The sequence below is a fragment of the Aquabacterium humicola genome (assembly GCF_030167915.1).
Classification (GTDB): Bacteria; Pseudomonadota; Gammaproteobacteria; order Burkholderiales; family Burkholderiaceae_C; genus Pseudaquabacterium; species Pseudaquabacterium humicola.
This window is the reverse complement of the sequence record NZ_JARGNB010000001.1, coordinates 1,299,728-1,320,116: the sequence shown is the minus strand read 5'-3', so window position 1 is coordinate 1,320,116 and position 20,389 is coordinate 1,299,728. Positions and strand designations below refer to the sequence as shown.

Here is a 20,389-nt window from a genome sequence, read left to right as displayed (position 1 = left end):
ATGGATCTTCGTCCTTCGGATGGACTGAGCGCCCGGCGCGCCGTGTTGGCGCTGCTGGGGTCGGCCGCAGTCTGGACGCCGGCACTGCGCGCCCAGGGCTTGGCCAATCCCTGGCGCATCGCCTTCCTGGCGGCCGGCAGTGCGCCGCAGGCGGGGCAGTTCTCGACCTTCGACGCGGTCACTGCCGGGCTGCGTCAGCGCGGCTACCTGTCGCTGCAGACGCGGGCCTGGTTTGCCGAGGGCCGAGGCGACACCCTCACTGCGCTGGCAAGACAGGTGCTGGACTGGAAGCCCGACCTGATCGTCACCAACCTGACACCGGCCACGCTGGCGGCCCAGCGGGCGACGAAGACCGTTCCGATCGTCATGGCCGGCAGCGGTGACCCGGTGGCCACCGGCCTGGTGCGCAGCCTCTCACGGCCGGGCGGCAACGTCACCGGCGTCGCGGCGCTGGGCCCGGAGCTGGCAGCCAAGAGCATCGAGCTGCTGCGCGAGCTGCGCCCCAACCTGCGCCGCCTGGGCGTGCTGGCCAACGTCAGCGACAGCTTCACGCCGGCGATGCTGGACGCGGTGACGAAGGCCGCGGCGCTGCTGGCGCTGGATCTGCAGGTCGAACGCGTCGCCGCGCCGGCCCAGTACGCGGCCGTGTTCGATGGCTGGCGCCGCGATCGTGTCGATGCGCTGTTCGTGCAGCCCAGCCTGCCCGGCAAGCCGGCAGCCGATCTGGCGCTGCAGTACCACCTGCCGGCGTGCTCGTTCGTCCGCAGCTTCGTCGAGCAGGGTGGCTTGCTGGCCTATGCCAACAACCTGGCCGAGATCGCCCGACGGGTGGTCGACATGGTGGATCGCATCTTGCGTGGCGCTGCGCCGGCCGAGCTGCCGGTGCATCAGAACACGCGCTTCGAACTGATCATCAACCGTCGCACGGTCGCCGCGTTGCGCCTGGAGGTGCCGGCCGGCGTGCTGGCGCGGGCCACCGAGTTGCTGGAATGACGCGGCACGCTGGCCCGGCCATTGCTCGCGCATCGGCTACCGGCGATGATGGACCGGGCTCGACTGCTGGCACTGCACACTGCCGAACAGGTGGAGGTTGCGCGCGCCCGTCATGGGCAAGGGAGGCATAGTCTGTGGGCAGAGGGCTGTCTGCCGCTCAGACTTCATCGTCGACCCGGTGACGCGGGCAGTGCAGCAGATTGATTCCACCCTCGCTGCAGTCGCGATCGATTCCGGCGCGGCCCGAGGCGCCGCGTGGCGCGCCTTCAGGCCAGTCTCACGATCTCCACCCAGTTCGTATTCCTGCGTGCGGCTCGACGACTACCCGGCGGTGCAGGCATGGGTCGAGCGCATCGCGGTGCGGCCAGCGGTCGTAAGGGGGCTACAGGCGATCGCCTGAGTGTGTTGCGCGCCGAAGCCGTGGTCTGACATGGTGGGACGCGATGCGGCGCAACCGGCGCGCCGGCCCTCATGCAGGGACAAGGCCGATTCGTTGCGCCAGCCACTCGGTAGGTGTCTGCCCCAGCCGCTGGGTGAAGGCACGTGTCAGCGCATTGGGGCTGCCGTAGCCCACCTCGTCGGCAATGCTCTTGACCTGCCGGCCTTGCGTCAGCAGCCCTTGCGCGACGCTCAGGCGCCAGCCGGCAAGGTACTCGATGGCGGGTTCGCCGACGACCTCGCCGAAGTGCGCCGCAAAGCGTGCGCGCGACATGCCCGCCAGGTCCGCCAGCCCCTGCAGCGTCCACGGCCGTTCCGGCGCGGCATGCATGGCGTTGAGCGCCTTGGCCAGACGAGCGTCCCCCAGGCCCGCCACCACGCCTGAGCGCAGCAGCCCGTGCTCGATGGCATGGCGCAGCAGGTAGACCAGCACGACTTCGCTGAGCCGGTTCAGCGCGGCGTCGCGGCCGCTGCGCTCGTCGAAGGCCTCGGTGAACAGCGCGTCCAGCACGCCGCGCATGGCCGGGGCCTCGCGCAGCGGCAGCACCAGCAGCGGCGGCATGCCGTGCACCAGCGGGCTGCCGAAGGAGGCGCCGAATTCGACCGAGGCGCAGACGAGGTCGGCGCCATCCGCCTCATCGGCACTGAGCCGGTGGTGGCTGGCGCGCGGGAAGAAGACCAGGCTCGGCTCGTCGAGTTGCCGCACCCGGCCGTCGGGTGCAGTCAACTGCAGCCGGCCGGCCTTCAGCAGGTGCAGGTGGCCGACGCCTTCGACGGCGTCGAAGTTGACGAGGCTGCACAGGTTGCCGGCGTAGAAAACGCGCGACCTGAGTTCGACGCGTTGCAGCAGGGGGGCCAGGCGATCATCCATGGCGTCATCTTGGCGGCTGCCGGCCGAAGGGTGAAGCGCTGGCGCGGACAAGAGACTGTTTCCGAGCCGGCAATGACACGTGCCGCATCAGATGCGCGGCGGCACCCATCGGGCCGCGAGCAGGTGGTCGAGCGTCCAGCGCCCGCCGCCGCGTCCAACCACGTACAGCAGCAAGGTCGCCCAGCTCAGGTGGGTGGACCAGGCCGCTGGGTAGACGAAGAGCTGGATCACCAGCGTCATGCCCAGCAGTGCTGCCGCCGACAGGCGCGTGCCCAGGCCCAGCACCAGCAAGACCGGGAAGGCGTGTTCGGCGTAGGCCGCCAGGTGGGCGGCCACGTCGGGCGGCAGCAGCGGCAAGCGGTACTCGTCTTCGAACAGCGACACGGCCGTGTCGGTGACGCTGAGCAGCCCTTCGACCTTGGTGCGGCCCGACAGGAAGAACACGCCAGCCATTGCAGCGCGCGCGCCGAGTGCCAGCAGATCGTGGCTGATCCAAGCGCTGACGCGGTCGCGCAGCGCCAGCAGGCGACGGACCGGACGGGCAGTGGCAGAGTGCAGAGACGTCGCGTTCATGTCATGAATCCATTGAGTGGGGTGGAGGCTCGACCTCGACAAAGGCGCCTTGCGCGAACAGCGTCGACAGCAACACCTGCAGGTCGGTTTCGGGTGCCACCCGCAGAGCGGCCTCCGCGGCATCGGCCAGGGGCAGGCCTTGCGCACAGGCTTGCAGGAAGGCGCAGCCGGCGGCGTCGATCTCGCAGCACAGCACCTCGTCGCCGGGGCGGGTGATCAGTACCGCCTGGCCGCGCCAGGGCACGGTGGATCGACCGATGTCGGCGGCGCGCGCGATCGACCACAGGTCCCAGACCGGCAGCGTGCTGTCGCCGTGCCAATGGGTGGCCGGGGCCAGGTGCAGCCGTGCCGCCCCCAGGCTTTCGGGATCTTTCGCAGCCCAACGTGCAAAGTCCAGCGGCACGGCGTCGGCCGCCACGTGCGCCTGCGTCCACATCCGGTCCAGCTGTGCCAGATGCTGCAGGCAGGGCCAGTCGCTGTCGGCTTCGCACTCGCGCAGGAACTCGGCGAAGGTCTCGCCGTACAGGATCAGGCGCGCATCGGTGGGCGGGCGCAGTCGCGCAAAGCGGCCGGCCAGCGGGCGGAACCAGGGCTCGCCAAGCCAGCGCGCGACGCTGGGGAAGTTGGCCTCGAGCGCGGCGATGCAGGCCTGCAGGCCTGTGTTGGCATAGACCGCAAAGCCCGGATCGAAGGCCTCGGACAAGGTCTCGTCGGGCAGATTGCCCGATCGCCAAGCCTCGATTGCCGCCAACCAGCGCCCGTGGAAGTGGGGGCGCCCGATCATGAGGCGGTCTCCAGGGTGCCGAGGATTCGCCGCGCGGTGTCGGCTTCGGCGAGCAGCCGTTCGAAGGCTGGCAAGGGCCCGTCCCATTCGATGAGGGTCGGCCGTGGCCCGATGCGCTCCATCAGCCGCCTGTACAGCGCCCAGGTGCCCACGTGCACCGGCGCGTCGTGCGAGTCGATCCACAGGGCATCGCCCAGGCGTGGATCGGCCGAGTGGCCGGCCAGGTGCACCTCGGCCACCGCGTCAGCGGGCAGCCGGTCCAGCCAGGCCTCGGCCGCGAACCCCAGGTTGTGCGCGCTCAGATGGACATTGGCGACATCCACCAGCAACTGGCAGCCGCTGCGCCGCACCAACTCGCACAGGAAGTCCACCTCGTCCCAGGTGTGGCCGGCCAGCGCCAGATAGTGCGACGGGTTCTCGACCGCCAGCGGCCGGCCAATCGCCTCCTGCACGATCTGCACGTGATCGACCACACGCTGCAGCGACTGGGCGTTGCGCACGAAGGGCAGCAGGTCGGGCTCGTAGCGCGCGCCCAGGCGCGACCACGCCAGATGTTCGGACACCCGCACCGGCCGCACCCGACTCACCAGGGCCGCAAAGCGGCGCAGGTGATCCGGGTCCGGCGGTTCGGCGCCGGCCAGTGACATGGACACGCCGTGCAGCGATACCGGGTGCGCCGCGCCCAGGGCCTGCAGCAATCGCGGACGCGGGCCGCCGTCGACCATGTAGTTCTCGGCGTGCACCTCGAACCACAGGCCCGGCTGCCGCGCTGCCAGCGCTTGTTGCAGGTGCGACGGCTTGAAGCCGAGCCCGGCGGCGAGATGGGTCATGGCCTTCCAGCGATGTTGGTGGCGGGGCTGGCTCAGGCCTTCAGGGGCGTCAGCGAGCCGTTGCCCTTGGGGGTCTTGATCGCCACGCAGGTGCCGGCGGGCACCTTCTTCCAGGCATTGCCCTGGTAGTCGACCTTGGAGGTGCCGGCGCAACTGGTGCCGGGGCCGGCAGCGCAGTCGTTCTGGCCGGCCAGCGAGACGCCGTAGCACTTCTCCATGGCGGGCTTGGCCGGCTTGTCGGCGGCCAGTGCGGCGCCTTGGGCCAGCGCGGCCAACGCCATCACACTCAACACGGTGCGGCGGGTGGACATGGTGTTCTCCTCGAGATGGGATGAGGTACGGCGAGGCGGACGGCGCGGGCAGGCTCACACACCTGCCCGGCCACGCTCAGGCCAGCGACTTCGGGGTCTTGCCCTTGATCTGCGGCCAGTTGATGTCGGCCTTCTTGTTGTTGCCGGACACGTCTTCCAGCCACTTCTTCTGCACGTCCTTGTTGACGTTCAGGTAGAGCTTGCCGTCGACGATGCGCCAGGCGTTCGGGTCGCCGTCGAGCTTCCTCTCCAGCGCCACGCCCATCGCGCAGAAGCCGCCGTACTGGGGCGCGTACTTCGCCGGGTCGGCCTTGAAGGCGTCACGGTTGGCGGCGCTGGCGAAGTGGTAGGTCACGCCGGCATGGGCGGCGTTGAATTCGGCCTTGCCGGCCGTGGGCGCACCGGCGGTGAAGTACGCCACCGGGTCGTGGCCCTTCAGGCCGACGCCCTTGGCGTCGATGTTGACGGCGGCGGTGGAGTTCTCGTCGTAGGCGTGGGCCGCCAGCGGCACGAGGGCGGCGCCCAGGGCGATGGCTGTGGTGACGGCCAGCAGGCTGGCGCGCAGGGTCTTGGCATTCATGGTGAGTTCCTTGTGTCGTATCGATTCGAGTGGGAGGGGAAGGACGTCAGCGCCGCATCACGCTTGCGTGTGCGCGCTGACGCGGGGGAAGTCGACGTCGGTGTGGGCCACGTTGTTGACGTAGTTCGTCAGCACGTTCAGCGCCACGTTCAGCACGATCTCGACCGTCTCGGCGTCGCTGAAGCCGGCGGCGCGCAGCGCGGCGATGTCGGCGTCCTGCACGCGGCCACGCTCGCCGGCCACACGCTGGGCAAAGCGCAGCGCGGCGTCGTTGCGGGCGTCTGCGGCGCGGCCGTCGCGGGCCTGGGCGATCTGCTCGTCGCTGAGCTTGACGAGGTTCTTGCCGATGTAGCTGTGCGCGGCCAGGCAGTAGTCGCAGCCGTTGAACTCGGCCACTGCCAGCGCCAGCGACTCGCGCAGCTTGGCGTCGAGCGCGCCCTTGTCGAGCGCACCGCTGAGCGACAGGTAACCTTCGAGCGCGGCCGGCGACTGACCCAGCAGCTTCATCAGGTTGGGGACGACGCCGAGCTTCTTGTGCACGGCGGCGAGCAGAGGTTGGGACGCGGCGGGGGCGTCGGCGACTGCGGGGATGGACAGACGGGACATGATGAGACCTTTCGGGGGGTTGGACGCTGCGACAGGTGCAGCGAGGCGGGGAACAGGGACTTCAGAGCGCAGCGCGCACCCACGACGAGAGTTGCGTCTCGTCGTGAAGACCGACCAGCCGCGAATGGGCTTGGCCGTCCTTGAAGAGGATCAGCGTGGGGATGCCGCGGACGCCGTGGGCGGCGGCGAGCTCGGGCGCGTCGTCGACGTTGAGCTTGCGCACCCGGATCTGGCCCTCGAACTGCCGGGCCAGCTGTTCGAGCCGGGGCGCAAGCGCACGGCAGGGGCCGCACCACGGCGCCCAGAAATCGACGACGACAGCGCCCGGTTCGTTGGCGATGAAGGCAGCGAAAGACGCCGCGTCGAGCGCGGCGGTGTTGGTGGAGGTCGCGGCTTCGGACATGACGGACACCTCTTGCGGTGGTGGGGCCGCGTTGTGTTGCGGCATGTCCGTCACTGTAGGAACCGGCCCCTCAGGCCAGGTGGCCAGGCGTCTCGCAGAAGTGGCTCATCGTCGCGGTCGCCGAACTGCCACCGTTCCACCCTCGCTGCAGTCGCGATCGATCCCGGCGCTGCCCGCGGCGCCGCTTCCAGCGCCTTCAGGCCAGGCCCACGATCTCCACCCAGTTCGGGTTCCGGCCCAGTCGCATCGACGACGACTGCCGCGTCAATCGGCCGCTGGCCGCATCGATGCGGTACACCGACAGCCCATTCGACACCTGCCCCACCGCCAGCAGCCAGCGCCCGGTCGGGTCGACCTGGAAGCCGCGCGGCTGCTTCTCGGTCGGCTCGTGGCCGATCAGGTCCAGCGTGCCGCTGGCTGCATCCACCGACCACATCGCCAGCGTGCTCGACGTGCGCTCGCTGGTGTAGAGGAAGCGGCCATCCGGTGACAGGTGCAGGTCGGCGGCCCAGGGCTTGCCGGTGAAGCCGGGCGGCAGCGTCGACCAGCGCTGGCGCGGCGCCAGCGTGCCCCGGGCCGCGTCGAGGTCCAGCAACTCGACCGCGGCGTCCAGTTCGTTCAGCAGGTAGGCATGGCGACCGTTCGGGTGCAGCACGAGGTGCCGCGGCCCCGCGCCCTTCGTGGTGTCGACGACCGCCGGCGCGTTCGGCGCCAGCAGGCCGGTGGCGGCATCGAAGCGCCATTGCATCACCTGGTCGCTGCCCAGCGTCGGCACGAACAGGAAGCGGTTGCCGGCATCGATGACCACCGCATGCGCGTTCTTGCCCGTCGGCAGCACCTGCGTCGCGGCGCCGGCCAGCCCGTCGGCACCGATCGGGCTGACGCTGACCTTGTTCCCGCCATAGGACGCGGCGAACAGCCAGCGGCCGCTGCGGTCGGTGGCGAGCGCCGGCATGCTGTCGGGCAGCGGCGACTGGCCGATCGACTGCAGGCGGCCGGTCGCGCGGTCGATCGCGAAGCTGACCACCGCGTACGGCTCCGAACGCAGCGCGGCGTACAGGAATCGCCGGTCGGGGCTCAGCGCCAGCGGCATCACGGTGCCGGCCACCGGAACGGTCTGCAGGGCTTGCACCGCGCCGGTCGCCAGGTCCAGCGACAGCACGCTGATCTCGCGGCTGTCGGCGTTGCTGACGTAGGCGACCGCGCGCGTGGGCTCGGGCAGCTTCGGGCTCAGCACGCCGCAGCCCGGGAGCACGAGCGGCAGGCTGCTGGCGCCGGCAAGCGCCAGGATGGCGCGGCGACGGGTGTGCGCTGGCATGGAATCATTCCCTGAGCATGTTGTTTGTTAGGAAGACGCCCCACGCGCGGGTCCTGGATGCGGTTTCTCATGGCGATGAGCGCCGGTCACTCGTGCGCTTCACGCCGCGCCCTGCGCATTCACGTACAGCGCATACAGCGAATGGCTCGCGGCCATGAAGAGACGATTGCGCTTCGCGCCGCCGAAGCAGACATTGGCGCAGCGCTCGGGCAGGTGGATGTGGCCGATCGGGGCGCCGTCGCGATCGAACACGCGAACGCCGTCCAGGTCCTCCGCCTTCGCCTCCGCCGAGCCGTCGCTGCCGAAGCCGGCCCAGATGCGGCCGTCGGTGTCGACCGCGATGCCGTCGAAGGCGCCGGGGCCGCCGGCGTCGAGGTGCAGGCGCTTGTTGATCAGCCGTGCGCCCTCGGCCACGTCGTAGGCCCACACCAGGCGCTGCGGCTTCGCGCGGCTCTCGACGACGTACAGCACCGCGCCGTCGGGTGAGAAGGCCAGGCCGTTCGGCGCGGCGAGGTCGTCGATCACGCAGTCGAGCCGGCCGCTTTGTGCATCCAGCCGGTAGACGGCGTGCGGGCGCTCGGGCTCCGCCGGGTCGCCTTCCCACCAGCCGGTGATGCCGAAGGTGGGGTCGGTGAACCAGATGCTGCCGTCGCGCGCGCTGCAGACGATGTCGTTCGGCGAATTGAGGCGCCGGCCGTCGAAGCGGTCGGCCAGCACGGTGATGCGGCCGTCGATCTCGGTGCGGGTGACGCGGCGGCCGCCGTGCTCGCAGGTCAGCAATCGGCCCTGCGCGTCGCGGGCCAGGCCGTTGGCATGGGCGGCGGGCTGGCGGAACACGCCGACGGCGCCCGAGCACTCGTCCCAGCGCAGGATGCGGTCGTTCGGGATGTCGCTCCACAGCAGGCAGCGCAGGTCGCCGAACCACAGCGGGCCTTCGGCCCAGCGGCAGCCGCTGGCCAGCTGCTCGACGCTGGCGCTGAACAGGCGCACGGGGCGGAAGCGCTCGTCGAGCACCTCGGCCAGCGGATCGGGATAACGTGCGCTCGGCGTGAAGGCAACGTGCGTCATGGCCGCGTTCCTGGCAGGTTACTTCATCAGGCCCGGCAGCCACAGCGAGAACGCCGGCACGTAGGTCACCAGCATCATCGTCGCGATCAGCGCGCTGTAGAACGGCAGGATCGAGCGCATCACCTCGCCGACCGAGATGCCGCCGATGGCGCAGCCGACGAACTGCGTGGTTCCCACCGGCGGCGTGTTCAGCCCGAGCGCGCAGTTGATCAGCATCATGATGCCGAACTGCGTCGGGTCCATGCCGAACTGCTGGCAGATCGGCAGGAAGATCGGCGTGCAGATCAGGATGGTGGCCGCCATGTCCAGGAAGGTGCCCAGCACGAACAGCAGCACGTTGACCATCAGGAAGATCAGCCAGGGCTCGCTGGTCACCAGCTTCATCAGCTCGCCGGTCTTCGCCGGCACCTCGTACAGCGCCATGAAGTAGCCGAAGGCGGCCGAGATGCCGATCAGCAGCAGCACCACGCCGGTGGTCTTGCAGGCCTTGGCGCAGGCCTTCAGGAAGTTCTCCCACGACAGTGTCTTGTAGACGAACACGGTGATCAGCAGCGCCCAGAAGACCGCGGTGGCCGCGGACTCGGTGGCGGTGAAGACGCCCGACAGGATGCCGGCCAGGATGATCACGACGATCAGCAGGCCGGGCAGCGCGGCGATGAAGGCGCCGAACACCACGCTCCAGCCCGGGAACGCGCCATGCGTCGGATAACCGCGCTTGACGGCCACCCAGTACGCCGCGACGAGGTTGGCCACCGTCAGCAGCAGCGCCGGGATGATGCCGGCGAGGATCAGGCTGAAGACGCTGACCGACGCGATGCCGGTGGTGGCCAGCGTGAAGATGATCAGGTTGTGCGAGGTCGGCATCAGCGCGCCGACCAGCGCCGCATGCGTGGTGACGTTCACCGCGTAATCCGCGTGATAGCCCTCCTTCTTCATCAGCGGGATCATCACCGAGCCCATCGCCGACACGTCGGCCAGCGGCGAGCCGGCGATGCCGCCGAACAGCGTGCAGCCGACGACGTTGCTCATGCCCAGCCCGCCGCGCACATGGCCGACCAGGCTGTTGGCGAAGCGCACGATGCGGTCGGCGATGCCGCCGTAGAGCATCAGCTCGCCGGCGAAGACGAAGAACGGAATCGCGAGGAAGCTGAATACCTGCATGCCGCCGACCATCTTCTGGAACACGATGGCCACCGGCAGCCCCGCGGCGAGGATGGTGGCCACCGAGGCCAGCCCGATCGAGAAGGCCACCGGCACGCCGAGCAGCAGCAGCAGCGTGAAGCTCACGCAGAGGACGGTCAATTCCATGAGGGGGATCTCAATGCCACGCGGGCTTGACTTCAATGCCGCGCAGCAAGGCGACGATGTGCTCGATCGAGAACAGCACGATGAGGGCGCCGGCGACCACCAGCGGCAGGTAGTCCATGCCCGCGGGCACCGGCAGCATCGGCTTGCGTTCGGTCCACTTCATCGTGGTCCACATCCAGCCGGACTGCAGCATCAGGGCGCCGAACAGCGCGACCAGCGCGTGGATCAGCAGCTCGAGCTTCAGCCGCCAGCGCTCCGGCAGCAGCGCGACGATCGACTCGAGCCCGATGTGGCCGGCGTCGCGCACGCCCACCGCCACGCCCAGCGCGGTGACGTAGGACACCAGCAGCAGCGCCAGCGCCTCGGCCCAGGTGGGCGTGTCGTTCAGCAGGTAGCGGCCGACCACCTGGTACTGCACGCACAGGATCAGCGCGATCAGCCCGACGATGGCCAGCACCAGCGCGGCCTTCGACAGCGCGGCGCACAGGCGGGTGAAAGCGCCCGCCGGCTCCGCGATGGCCGGTCCGGGCGCCGCGACCGGCGTGCCGATCGCGGCGTCCTGCGCCGCTTCCGCCGAAGAACGAACGTTCACTTGGTGTCCTGGATCGCCTTGACCAGGCGCTTCAGGTCCGGCGTGGTCATGAACTTGTCGTAGACCGGGCCCATCACGCCCTGGAACGAGGCCTTGTCGACCTCGATGATCTCGGCGCCGCCGGCCTTCACGACGGCCAGCGACTTGGCTTCCTGCTCGTCCCACTTCTTGCGCTGGAAGGCCACCGATTCCTTCGCGGCGGCGCGGATCATGTCCTGCTCGGCCTTCGGCAGCTTGTCCCACACCACCTTGCTCATCAGCAGCATCTCGGGCGCCATCGAGTGCTCGGTCTTCGAGTAGTACTTGACCGCCTCGAAGTGCTTGAAGCCGTCGTAGCTCGGGATGTTGTTCTCGGCCGCGTCGATCAGCTTGGTCTTCAGGCCGGTGTACACCTCGCCGATCGGCATCGGCGTGGCATTGGCGCCCATCGCGCTGACCAGCGCGACCCACAGGTCGCTCTGCTGCACGCGGATCTTCATGCCCTTGGCATCGGCCACCGTCTTCACCGGCTTGTTGCCGTAGATCGAGCGCGCGCCGGAATCGTAGAAGGCCAGGCCGATGAAGCCCTGGTCCTCGCAGCTCTTGAGGATCTCCTCGCCGGCCGGGCCGTCGAGCGCGTGGCGCATGTGCTCGACCGAGCGGAACAGGAAGGGCATGGTCGGCACCTGCGTCTTCGCGCAGATCGAGTTCATCGGGCTGATGTTCACGCGCGTCAGGTCGAGCGCGCCGATCTTCACCTGGTCGATGGTCTCCTTCTCGGAGCCGAGCGCGCCCTTGTTGAAGACCTTGATCTTGTGCTTGCCGCCGCTGGCCTTGGCCAGCAGCTCGCTCATGTGCTTGACGGCGGCCACGGTGGGGTAGTCGTCGCTGTTGTGCACGTCGGACGAGCGGAACTCGGTGGCCTGCGCGGCGGCGGCGCAGGCCAGGGCCGCGGCGACGGCCAGGGTGGCATTCACGAGGGGGGACTTCAACATCATGGCTGTCTCCAGGCGGTGTGTTCTGACGGTGGGGAAAGGGGCGGGGAAGGGGCGGGAAAGGGGCGCTCAGTCGTACGGACCGAGCTCGACGAACACGCCGCCGTGGTAGAGGCGGACCGGGTCGTCGGGCGCCATCGCCGGCTGCTTCGCTTCGAGCTCGGCGCGCCAGGGCTCCGAGCTGTCCTGCGGCCGGTAGCCGATGTGCGCGGCGAGGCGGTTGTCCCACCAGCGCGTGACGTTGTCGCTCAGCCCGTAGACGATGCTGTGGCCGGCGTCGGGCGCGGTGAGCGAGGCCACCACCAGGCGCTCGAGGTCGTCGAAGCTCAGCCAGGTGGCGAGCATGCGGCGGTTCTCGGGCGCGGGTGTCGCGCTGCCGATGCGCAGGCAGACGGTCTCGATGCCGTAGCGCTCGAAGTACATGCGCGACAGGTTCTCGCCGAAGGCCTTGCTGACGCCGTACAGCGTGTCGGGCCTCGGCGGCGCCAGCGCATCGATCACCTCGTGCTGGCGGTAGAAGCCGACCACGTGGTTGGAGCTGGCGAAGACGATGCGGCGCGTGCCGGCCAGCCGGGCCGCTTCATACAGGTGATAGACACCGGTGATGTTGGCGGCCTGGATCGGCGCCCAGGCGGCTTCGACCGAGATGCCGCCCAGGTGCACGACCGCGTCCACGCCCTGCAGCAGCGCGCGCATCGCGGCGCGGTCTTCCAGCGCGGCGGGCTGCAGTTCCTCGCCATCGGCGGCCGCGCCCAGGTCGCCGCGATCGGACAGCCGCAGCGTCGTGCACCAGCGCTTCAGGCGCGGCCGCAGCACGCGGCCCAGCGTGCCGGCGGCGCCGGTGAGCAGCAGGCGGCCGATCGGCGGCGTGGCGGGAGCGGGCATCTGGGGCATGGCGAGAAACAGGCGAGTGACTAGTTGTCTGTTGTCGTACAACTTGGCATCTTCGCGGCCGATGCAGGGCCGCTCAACAGCGTTTACCCGAGGAACGGGGCATGCCGCAACGGTTTTCGAATATTATCGAAACGTCGTTCCAGTTCTTCTTCGGGTAATCCATGAATCGGTCGCAGCGGGTCGTCTTGTTCGGTGAATGCATGCTGGAGCTGCAGGGCGAGGCCTTCGGCACGCTGCGTCAGACCTTCGGCGGCGATACGCTGAACACCGCCGTCTATCTGTCGCGCCTGGCGGGGCCCCGTGGGCTGGACGTGCAGTACGCGACGGGCCTGGGCGAGGACTGCCTGAGCGACGGCCTGCTGTCGCGCTGGCATGCCGAAGGCGTGGGCACCGAGCTCGTGCGCCGCATCCCCAGCCGCGTGCCCGGCATGTACATGATCGAGGTCGATGCGCACGGCGAGCGCCGATTCGCCTACTGGCGCGACACCAGCGCCGCGAAGGCCTACTTCGATGGCGTGGCGCCGGGTGCGACCCCGCTCGAAGCCGCGGTGGACACGATCGCCGTGCTCTATGTCAGCGGCATCAGCCTGGCGATCCTGCCGGCCGCGGGTCGCGAGCGGCTGTTCGCGCTGATGGCGGCGCTGCGTGCGCGCGGTGCGGTCGTGGCCTTCGACAACAACTACCGGCCGCGGCTGTGGCCGGTGGTGGCGGCCGCGCGGGATGCGTTCGCGCAGGCGTTCGGGCTGGCGACGATCGCCTTCGTGACGGCAGACGACCACCAGGCACTGCTCGGCCTGCACTCGTTGGACGAGGGTGTCGAAGCCGCGCGCGCGCTGCCGACGCCGGAGCTGGTGATCAAGCGCGGCAGCGCGCCGACGCTGGTGCGCAACGACGGCCGCTGGCACGACGCCGCCACCGTGCCGGTGGCCCGGGTGGTCGACACCACCGCCGCCGGCGATTCGTTCGCGGCCGGCTACCTGAGCCGCCGGCTGCTGGGGGCCTCGGCGGTGGACGCGGCGCGCTTCGGCAACCGCGTCGCCGCGCGCGTGATCCAGCATCCGGGCGCGTTGATCAGGCGCGAGGCGATGACCGACCTGATCGAGGACGCGTCTTTCATCGCCTAGCGCACCGGCAGCGCGCCGGCGGGCTCCTGGTCGATGATGCGGCCGCGGCCCTGCACGGCGTCGCCGATGATGCGGGCGTCGATCGGCGAACGGTCCCAGGGCCGCGCGCCGACGGCAGCCGGCAGCGCCTGCAGCACCCGTTCGGCGGGCAGCGGCAGCAGGCCCGGCGGCAGGTAGGGCACCGCATCGGTGACCAGGCGGGCGCGACGGTGCATCCCCTCGCCGCGGCGCGCCTGCGGCTCGTCGACGCCGGGCGGCAGCGGCGGGCCGCCATCACCGGGCACCGATGCCCGCACCGGCACCGGTGCGCCGGCCGCGTCGAAGGCGAGGTTGTCGGCCAGGAACAGCTCGAGGTCGCCGATGCCTTCCAGCGCGACGAAGGGCACGCCGGGCAGTGTGTCCGGCCCGGCGCGCAGCACGTTGCCCTGCAGCGCCAGCCGGCCGGGCACCGGCGCACGGCCGCTCCATTCGTCCGCCAGCAGGTTGTAGTGCACCGCGCGTGCGCCGGGGTTGACGATCAGGTTGTTGACCATCGCGCCGCGCGCGCCGCCCTTGAACAGCGCGTTGCGCTCGCGGTTCGACACGTAGAGGTTGCCGTACAGCAGGATGCCGCTGGTGTTGTCGTGGATCAGCGAGCCCTTCGAGTGTTCGCCCTTTTCGTGCACCGAGCGGCTCAGGCCCTCGGCGATCAGGTTGTGGCTGTAGGTGATGTTGTGCGAGGTCGCGCGGCGCCAGTGCGCGGGCGTCGGACCGCCGTCGAAGCGGGGGCCGGAGGCCGACAGGTTCTCGTCGGTCGCCCAGGTGAAGCTGCAGTGGTCGACGATCACGTCGTGCGCGCCGCCGGCGGTGGACAGGCCGTCGTGATCGGTCCCCGAGCGCTTGGGCCGGCCGTACTCGCCGGGGCGGAAGGCGAGGTGGCGAACGATCACGTCGTGCGTCGCGACCAGCGTCTCGCCGCGAATGAGCGTGATGCCGGGCGAGGGCGCGGTCTCGCCGGCGATCGTCAGGTGTGGGTGCCGGATCGCCAGCTGGCCGCCGGCCAGGTCGATGGCGCCGGCGACGTCGAAGACGATGGTGCGCGGGCCCTCGGCCTCGACCGCGGCGCGCAGCGAGCCGGGGCCCGAGGCGGCGAGCGTCGTCACGCGCAGAAGGCGGCCACCGTCGCCGCCGCGGGTGCGGGTCCAGCCGACCGGGCCCCACGCGTCGGCCGGTCCGATCGGTCCCATCGGTCCCATCCCGCGCGGGTCGAAGCCGGCCGTCGGCGCGGCCCAGCCGCCGGGCGGCGCCAGGCCCGCCGTGCGCAGGGCCTCGGCCGCCAGCTGCGCCATCGCCAGCGCGCCCTGCGCGCTGAAGTGGGTGTTGTCGCGCACGCCCTGGGGGTAGCGCTCAAGGTCACCGGCCTCGGCATGCACGAACAGGCGCCGCGAGTCGGCGGGTCCGGCGCGTTCGAGCAGCGCGGCGCTCGCGCGCTGCAGGTCCAGCAGCGGCACCCGCTCCTGCGCGGCGACCGCGCGCGCCATCGCCGGATAGTCGCCATGCGTGTCGCGCAGCCGGCCGCCGGCATCGAACTCGCGCCGTGCCAGCGGCGTCGCAAGCCACGGTGTCGCGCCGCGGTCCCGGACCTCGCGCACGAAGCGCCGCAGGTTCTCGCGGTAGGTGGCCGGATCGGCGAAGCGCTTCGCATCGTCGGCCTTCGCATCGTTGTGGCCGAACTGGATCAGCACCGTGTCGCCGGCCTGCAGCTGCGACAGCAGGTGGGCCCAGCGCCCTTCGTCGCGGAAGTTCTTCGTGCTGCGGCCGTTCACCGCATGGTTGACCAGGCGGGCCGGCTCAGCGAGCAGCGTGCGCAGAAGCTGGCCCCAGCCGTGCTCGAGGTTGAGCGGCGACGAGGGTTTGTCGGCCATCGTCGAATCGCCGACGAGGTGCAGCGCCGGATGCACGGTGGCCAGGGGGCCGGCGCGGTGCACCGGCGCGGCTGCTTCAGCGAGGTAGCGCTCCAGCGGCGTGGTGCCGGTGGCCGGATCGATGCGCGCGCCGTCGCGCGCATCCGCGGGGTCGAGGCCGTGCGCCACTTCCCACGCATCGGGCAGGCCGTCGCGGTCGCCGTCCTTCGGCGGCGGCAGCGAATGCAGCGCCGGCCAGCCGCCGACGTCGCGCTGGCTGTCGATGAGCCGGCCGCTGCGCTGGCGCACGTGCTGAACGATGCGCAGGTCGACAAGGTCGCGGACCAGCGACGCGCCGGCCCGTGCGAGCACGAGGTCCGTCGCGACGTCGGCCGAATCGGGGCGCACGGCGCCGTTGTCCGGCGGCTCGGCCAGCCAGTAGCCGGGCGGGAAGCCGTCCGGCAGGTGCTTCGCATGCGCGCGCACCAGGCTGCGCGGATCGGCGGGGATCACGCCGTTCATCGCATTGCGCGCAAAGTACGCGTGGGCCTGTGAACTGCTTTCCTCGAAGGCCAGCGTGCCGGTCGACATCGGGCCGGCGAGGTAGGCGTTGTCGGTGAAGCGGTAGGTCGAGCGGGTGTTCGTCGAATCGACGTTGTAGCCGGCGCGGTCGCGGCCCCAGCCGTAGAAGACGTTGGCGCGGAAGTCGAAGACCGCGCCCTGCGGGTCGACGTCGGGCTTGAGCCAGTTGCCGGGCCGCGGCATGCGGTCCAGGTGCAGCGCCCACAGGTTGTGGTGCATGCTGATGCGCGCGCCGCGGCCGGCCCGCAGCAGCGTGCCGAAGCCGTGCGCCTCGCCCTTCTTGGCGGCGTTGCGGTTGAGCGATTCGGTGATGAAGCTCCATTGCACCGTCACGTCGCCGAAGGAGCGCTCGGGCGCATCGAAGCGCGCCGACAGCGACAGCGCCTCGTCGGTCGACCAGCTCGCCGAGACGTGGTCCAGCATGATGCGCTGCCCCGCGACCACGCCGATCGCATCGCCGTCGACGCCGGACTCGTCGCCGAGCCGCGAGCGGATGAAGCGCACGATCACGTCGTCGGCCGCGATCTCGAAGGGCTGGTCGCGCAGCGTGATGCCGTCGCCGGGCGCGGTCTGGCCGGCGATGGTGAGGCGGCCGTGGCGCACGACCAGCGGCGACTTCAAGGCGATGGTGCCGGAGACCTCGAAGACCACGGTGCGCGCGCCGCCGGCCTCGACCGCGGCGCGCAGCGAGCCCGGGCCGCGGTCGCCCAGGTGGGTGACGTGGAAGACCGCGCCGCCGCGGCCGCCCGCCGCAAAGCGGCCGGCGCCTTCGGCACCGGGGAAGGCGAGCACGGCGGCCGGCGCGGCCGGCGTCGATGAGCGTGGCGGCGGGCTCGCGCACGCCGCCAGCGCCAGCGCCGCGAGCGCGGCCGCGCGCCGCCTCACGGCTGGGGCACCCAGCCGCCCGGCGCCCCGGTGGCCGCGGTGCTCCTGAAGAACACCTCGGCGCGCGTCGCCAGGCCCTGCGTGCTGTCCAGCGGCTTCGCCAGCTGCACGGTGGCCGGCGCGCCATTGACCAGCACCGTCGCCGCGCCGAGCCGGCCGCTCACATCGAGCGGCAGGCCGGCGAGGTCCATGCTGCCCCACTCGCGCCACCCGGCCGCGTCGGTCGCGCCGCCGTTGCCGGCGCCGGACCACGGTGGCGGGTTGCTGCCGCAGCTGCCCTGTGCGGTGCCGGTGCGGCTGGTCCCGGTGCCGACGCACCAGCCCACCGGCAGGATGTGCGGCCCGATGCGGGTGTTGATCAACGCGATGTTGTCGACGTAGGTGCTGCTCGCCGTGCTGCCGCTGCGCGCGAGGTAGGCCTGCGTGACGCCGGCGCCGGCGGTGAGCGTCGAGTCGAGGAAGACGAAGCCCGCGTCGCCCGGTGTCGCACGCGCCTGCAGGATGAAGCCGGGCGAGCTGCTCGACGGATCGAACACCGAGCGGATCTCGCACTGCTCGAACAGCACCGCCATCGGACCGCCCCAGATGAAGTCGACGTTGCCGACGACGAGGGAGCGCCACATCCAGACATAGCCCTTGAGCTGCAGGGTGTCCTGCTCGGACAGGAAGTTCATCTCCTTGGCCACCAAACGCGCCGCGGCCGGCGTCTGGCTGGTATTGAAGTAGATCGCCTCGGCCTGGTTGTCGTACAGCCCGCTGCGCGTGTGCGGGTTCTCCAGCGTGAAGTTCGACAAGGTCAGCAGGTCGGCGTTCTCGACCAGCAGCACCGCGCGGCCGCCGCCCAGCACGCGGTGGCCCGGCACGCGGCCCGACGTGGTGAACGTGGTGCCCGCGCTGGTGGCCGTCGCGCCGCTGCCGGCGTTCAGTGATTCGAAGTTCACCGTGCCCACGCGAACGCCGTCGCGGCTTTCGCCGACGATGTTCAGGTTGTGCACGTTGCGCAGGGTCGCCAGCTCGGGGTAGAGGCCGTTCTTCAGCGTGATGGTCTTCGGCGTCGCGACGGTGTTGCAGCCCCCCGCCGGCGCGCTGCCGGTGGAGCAGTTCAACATCACCCAGTTCAGCGCACCCTGCAGCGTTCGAAAGTCCGCTGCGCTGCCGTCGTCGTCGACCGACACGCTGGTGCGGCTGATGGGCGCGCTGCGGGTCGTGAAGCTCCACTGCGCGCCGGCGAAGGCCGCGCCATGCACCGTGCCGCCGAAGGCCGCGGCATCGATCGTCACGGTGTAGGTCGTGTCGAAGGCCAGGCGGTTGTTGTGCAGTTTGATGACCGCGGCATTGCCGCTGATCGTCACCGGCCGGAACCAGACGAAGCGCGCGCGCTGGGCGTTCTCGGGCATCGCGCCCAGCGCCAGGGCGTCGATCTCGAGGTTGCTGCGCGCGAGGACCGTCTGCGTATCGCCGGCCGATGGGGCGGTCGAGAGGTCGATGCGGTCGGCCACCGTGCCGTCGCTGGCGCGACGGACCGTGACGAAGCCGGTGCTGCCGAGCTTCGGCGCGCCGTCGAAGGCGAGCATCAGCGCGGTGTCGACGTGCACGCCGGCGGCGCCCGCTGCCGGCAGCAGCGTGCCGGGCGTCGCGCCGACATTGCCGCTGCCGCTGATCGTGGTCTTCAGCTTGCCGGCGCCGGCCTTGGCGAGCGCGTTGGCCTTCACCAGCGCCGCCGGGCGCGGCGAGAAGGCGTAGGGCACGCTCCACGCGACGGCGTTCGACACCGGGCAGGCGCCGAGCGCTGCGCCGTTGAGCAGCGAGCCGGCATCGGCGAATGCGCTCGTGGCGCTCGGGTTCAGCGTCTGCAGCACGCTGGCGCAGCCGGGCGCAGCGCCGGCGATGGCGAACATGTTGGCCTGCGAGATCACCTGCGCGCCGGTGCCGATGCCGACGCTGTACGAGTGCCCGTACACCGCCGCTGCTTTCGTGCCGGCGTGAACGTTGTTGAACAGGTGCACCTGGCCGAAGCGTACGCGCGGCGCACGCTGGCCGATGGCATTGAAGACGTTGTTGGCGATCGTCACCTTCAGCCGGCCGATGTCGGCGGTGAAGCTGTCCGAATGGCCGATCAGCATCGTCTTGTCGTGGCGGTCGAGCAGGTTGTACGACACCGTCACGAAGTTGGCGCCGCGCGTGATGTCGATCGCGCCGTCGTGGCACTGCTTCGTCTTGCCGTTCTCGACGGGCAGCTGGTCGTCGGTGACCGGGGCGTCGGTGATCGTGTTGTGGTCGATCCAGACGTGGTCGGCGCCGAGGATGGTGATCGCGTCGTAGGCCGCGTTCCAGTTGCCGGTGGCGCCGTCGTTGGGGTCCCACACCGGCGCGACGTCGCAAGGCGCGACGATGTGCAGGTTGCGCACGATGACGTTCGAGACGCCGATGATCTCGATGCGGCCATGGACGAGCCCGGCCCCCGGGCCGGCGCCGATCAGCGTGGTATTGGGCGGCAGGCGCACCATCGCGCGCTGGTCCTGGTCGGCCTTCGACGTGTAGGGCAGGCCCTCGCTCATGTCGATGGCGCCGACCACCTTGATGATCTTCGGCTTCGCACCGCCGTTGGCGATCGCCGCCAGCAGCTGCGCGCGGTTGGCCACCGTGTAGATCTGGTCGGCCGTCGCCGCCGCGCCGCCGCTGGTGCCGCCGGCCATCGCGGCGAAGCCGTCGGCCGGCGCGACCTCGCGCGCGGGATCGATCTGGGCCGCCGCCGGCAGCGCGACCGCTGCCGCGAGGCCGAGGGCCGCGAGCGAGCGCCGGCGCAGCCCGCTGCCGGCTGCGGCGCCGAGGGCCGCGGCGATCAGCGCGATCGTGGCCGGCTCGGGCACGCTGTTCAGCTGCAGGTTCAGCGGGCCGAAACCGTCGCGCAGCTGCACGTCGCTGAACGTCAGCTTCAGCGTGTGGCCGCCGTCGAGCAGCGTGGCGTCTATGCTGCCGGCGACGAGCATCGCGTGATCGACGCTGACGCTGCCCAGCGGTGCGAGCAGGCCGGCGAAGGCGAGGACCAGCTCGGTGGTGCCGGCCCAGCCGCTGCCGCCGTTGTCGTACAGCTGCACGAGGCCGCTGCTGAACAGGTCGACGGCGATCGCGAAGTCGGCGCTGAGCAGCTCGAGGTCTGTGTCGGTCAGCGTGACGACGTTCGAGCCCGCGACGTCGGCGAAGCCGGTGTCGAGGCCGAGCATCGACGGCTGCCCGTCGCGAAGGGCTGTGACGACGGTGCCCGCGGGCACCGGCGCGGCGACCGCGGACAGCGCCGCGCCGCCGAAGGCCGCCGCGGCGAGCGCGGCGGCGGTGAAGGAAGCCAGGCGATTCATCGGTGTGGCTCCTTCC

General features: G+C 70.7%; 18 protein-coding genes. 2 read left to right on the top strand and 16 right to left on the bottom strand.

Going from position 1 to position 20,389, the window contains the following annotated elements; all coding sequences use genetic code 11:
- Positions 1 to 993, top strand: a complete 993-nt coding sequence (locus tag P1K89_RS05865) for an ABC transporter substrate-binding protein (RefSeq protein WP_284615443.1) — start codon at positions 1 to 3, stop codon at positions 991 to 993.
- Between the two features lie 469 nt (positions 994 to 1,462).
- Here P1K89_RS05865 and P1K89_RS05860 read toward each other — a convergent pair whose 3' ends face one another.
- The 14 genes from P1K89_RS05860 to P1K89_RS05795 form a co-directional block, all read right to left on the bottom strand.
- Positions 1,463 to 2,302, bottom strand: a complete 840-nt coding sequence (locus tag P1K89_RS05860; RefSeq protein ID WP_284615442.1) for an AraC family transcriptional regulator — start codon at positions 2,300 to 2,302, stop codon at positions 1,463 to 1,465.
- An 87-nt stretch (positions 2,303 to 2,389) separates the two neighbouring features.
- Positions 2,390 to 2,875 (bottom strand): DoxX family protein, encoded by a 486-nt coding sequence (locus tag P1K89_RS05855; protein WP_284615441.1) that lies wholly within the window; start codon positions 2,873 to 2,875, stop codon positions 2,390 to 2,392.
- 1 nt (position 2,876) lies between these two features.
- Entirely contained in the window at positions 2,877 to 3,659 is a 783-nt protein-coding gene (locus tag P1K89_RS05850; protein ID WP_284615440.1) for an HvfC/BufC N-terminal domain-containing protein, read from the bottom strand.
- Positions 3,656 to 4,489 (bottom strand): MNIO family bufferin maturase, encoded by an 834-nt coding sequence (bufB, locus tag P1K89_RS05845; RefSeq protein WP_284615439.1) that lies wholly within the window; start codon positions 4,487 to 4,489, stop codon positions 3,656 to 3,658. Before bufB ends, P1K89_RS05850 begins: the two co-directional genes overlap by 4 nt.
- 32 nt (positions 4,490 to 4,521) lie before the next feature.
- Positions 4,522 to 4,800, bottom strand: coding sequence for a BufA1 family periplasmic bufferin-type metallophore (locus P1K89_RS05840; RefSeq protein WP_284615438.1), 279 nt, complete (start codon positions 4,798 to 4,800; stop codon positions 4,522 to 4,524).
- Between the two features lie 76 nt (positions 4,801 to 4,876).
- A complete protein-coding gene (locus P1K89_RS05835; RefSeq protein ID WP_284615437.1) occupies positions 4,877 to 5,380 on the bottom strand; it encodes a YHS domain-containing (seleno)protein in 504 nt (167 codons plus the stop codon).
- A gap of 57 nt (positions 5,381 to 5,437) precedes the next feature.
- Positions 5,438 to 5,986 (bottom strand): carboxymuconolactone decarboxylase family protein, encoded by a 549-nt coding sequence (locus P1K89_RS05830; RefSeq protein ID WP_284615436.1) that lies wholly within the window; start codon positions 5,984 to 5,986, stop codon positions 5,438 to 5,440.
- Between the two features lie 61 nt (positions 5,987 to 6,047).
- A complete protein-coding gene (gene trxA / locus P1K89_RS05825) occupies positions 6,048 to 6,389 on the bottom strand; it encodes a thioredoxin (protein WP_284615435.1) in 342 nt (113 codons plus the stop codon).
- Between the two features lie 196 nt (positions 6,390 to 6,585).
- Complete coding sequence (locus P1K89_RS05820; protein WP_284615434.1) at positions 6,586 to 7,707, bottom strand: lactonase family protein; 1,122 nt, start codon at positions 7,705 to 7,707, stop codon at positions 6,586 to 6,588.
- Between the two features lie 99 nt (positions 7,708 to 7,806).
- The gene (locus tag P1K89_RS05815) at positions 7,807 to 8,775 is read right to left on the bottom strand and encodes an SMP-30/gluconolactonase/LRE family protein (protein ID WP_284615433.1); all 969 of its coding nucleotides are present in this window, start codon (positions 8,773 to 8,775) and stop codon (positions 7,807 to 7,809) included.
- Between the two features lie 18 nt (positions 8,776 to 8,793).
- Positions 8,794 to 10,083 carry a TRAP transporter large permease gene (locus P1K89_RS05810; protein WP_284615432.1) on the bottom strand — a complete coding sequence of 430 codons (1,290 nt, stop codon included), beginning with the start codon at positions 10,081 to 10,083 and terminating at the stop codon, positions 8,794 to 8,796.
- 10 nt (positions 10,084 to 10,093) lie between these two features.
- Positions 10,094 to 10,600 (bottom strand): TRAP transporter small permease, encoded by a 507-nt coding sequence (locus P1K89_RS05805; RefSeq protein WP_284616318.1) that lies wholly within the window; start codon positions 10,598 to 10,600, stop codon positions 10,094 to 10,096.
- 71 nt (positions 10,601 to 10,671) lie between these two features.
- Positions 10,672 to 11,652: a TRAP transporter substrate-binding protein gene (locus P1K89_RS05800; protein WP_284615431.1), complete on the bottom strand. Its 981-nt coding sequence runs from the start codon at positions 11,650 to 11,652 to the stop codon at positions 10,672 to 10,674.
- A 66-nt stretch (positions 11,653 to 11,718) separates the two neighbouring features.
- On the bottom strand, positions 11,719 to 12,534 hold the full coding sequence (locus P1K89_RS05795; protein ID WP_284615430.1) for an NAD-dependent epimerase/dehydratase family protein: 816 nt from the start codon (positions 12,532 to 12,534) through the stop codon (positions 11,719 to 11,721).
- A gap of 170 nt (positions 12,535 to 12,704) precedes the next feature.
- On the opposite strand from P1K89_RS05795, the gene P1K89_RS05790 reads away from it, so the two are divergent.
- Entirely contained in the window at positions 12,705 to 13,667 is a 963-nt protein-coding gene (locus P1K89_RS05790; protein WP_284615429.1) for a sugar kinase, read from the top strand.
- Here the strand turns inward: P1K89_RS05790 and P1K89_RS05785 are convergent.
- Together P1K89_RS05785 and P1K89_RS05780 are read right to left on the bottom strand one after the other, a co-directional pair.
- On the bottom strand, positions 13,664 to 17,017 hold the full coding sequence (locus P1K89_RS05785; protein ID WP_284615428.1) for a GDSL-type esterase/lipase family protein: 3,354 nt from the start codon (positions 17,015 to 17,017) through the stop codon (positions 13,664 to 13,666). The two genes, P1K89_RS05790 and P1K89_RS05785, sit on opposite strands and share 4 nt — an antisense overlap.
- Positions 17,014 to 20,373, bottom strand: a complete 3,360-nt coding sequence (locus tag P1K89_RS05780) for a pectate lyase family protein (RefSeq protein ID WP_284615427.1) — start codon at positions 20,371 to 20,373, stop codon at positions 17,014 to 17,016. Before P1K89_RS05780 ends, P1K89_RS05785 begins: the two co-directional genes overlap by 4 nt.
- Positions 20,374 to 20,389 lie beyond the last annotated feature (16 nt).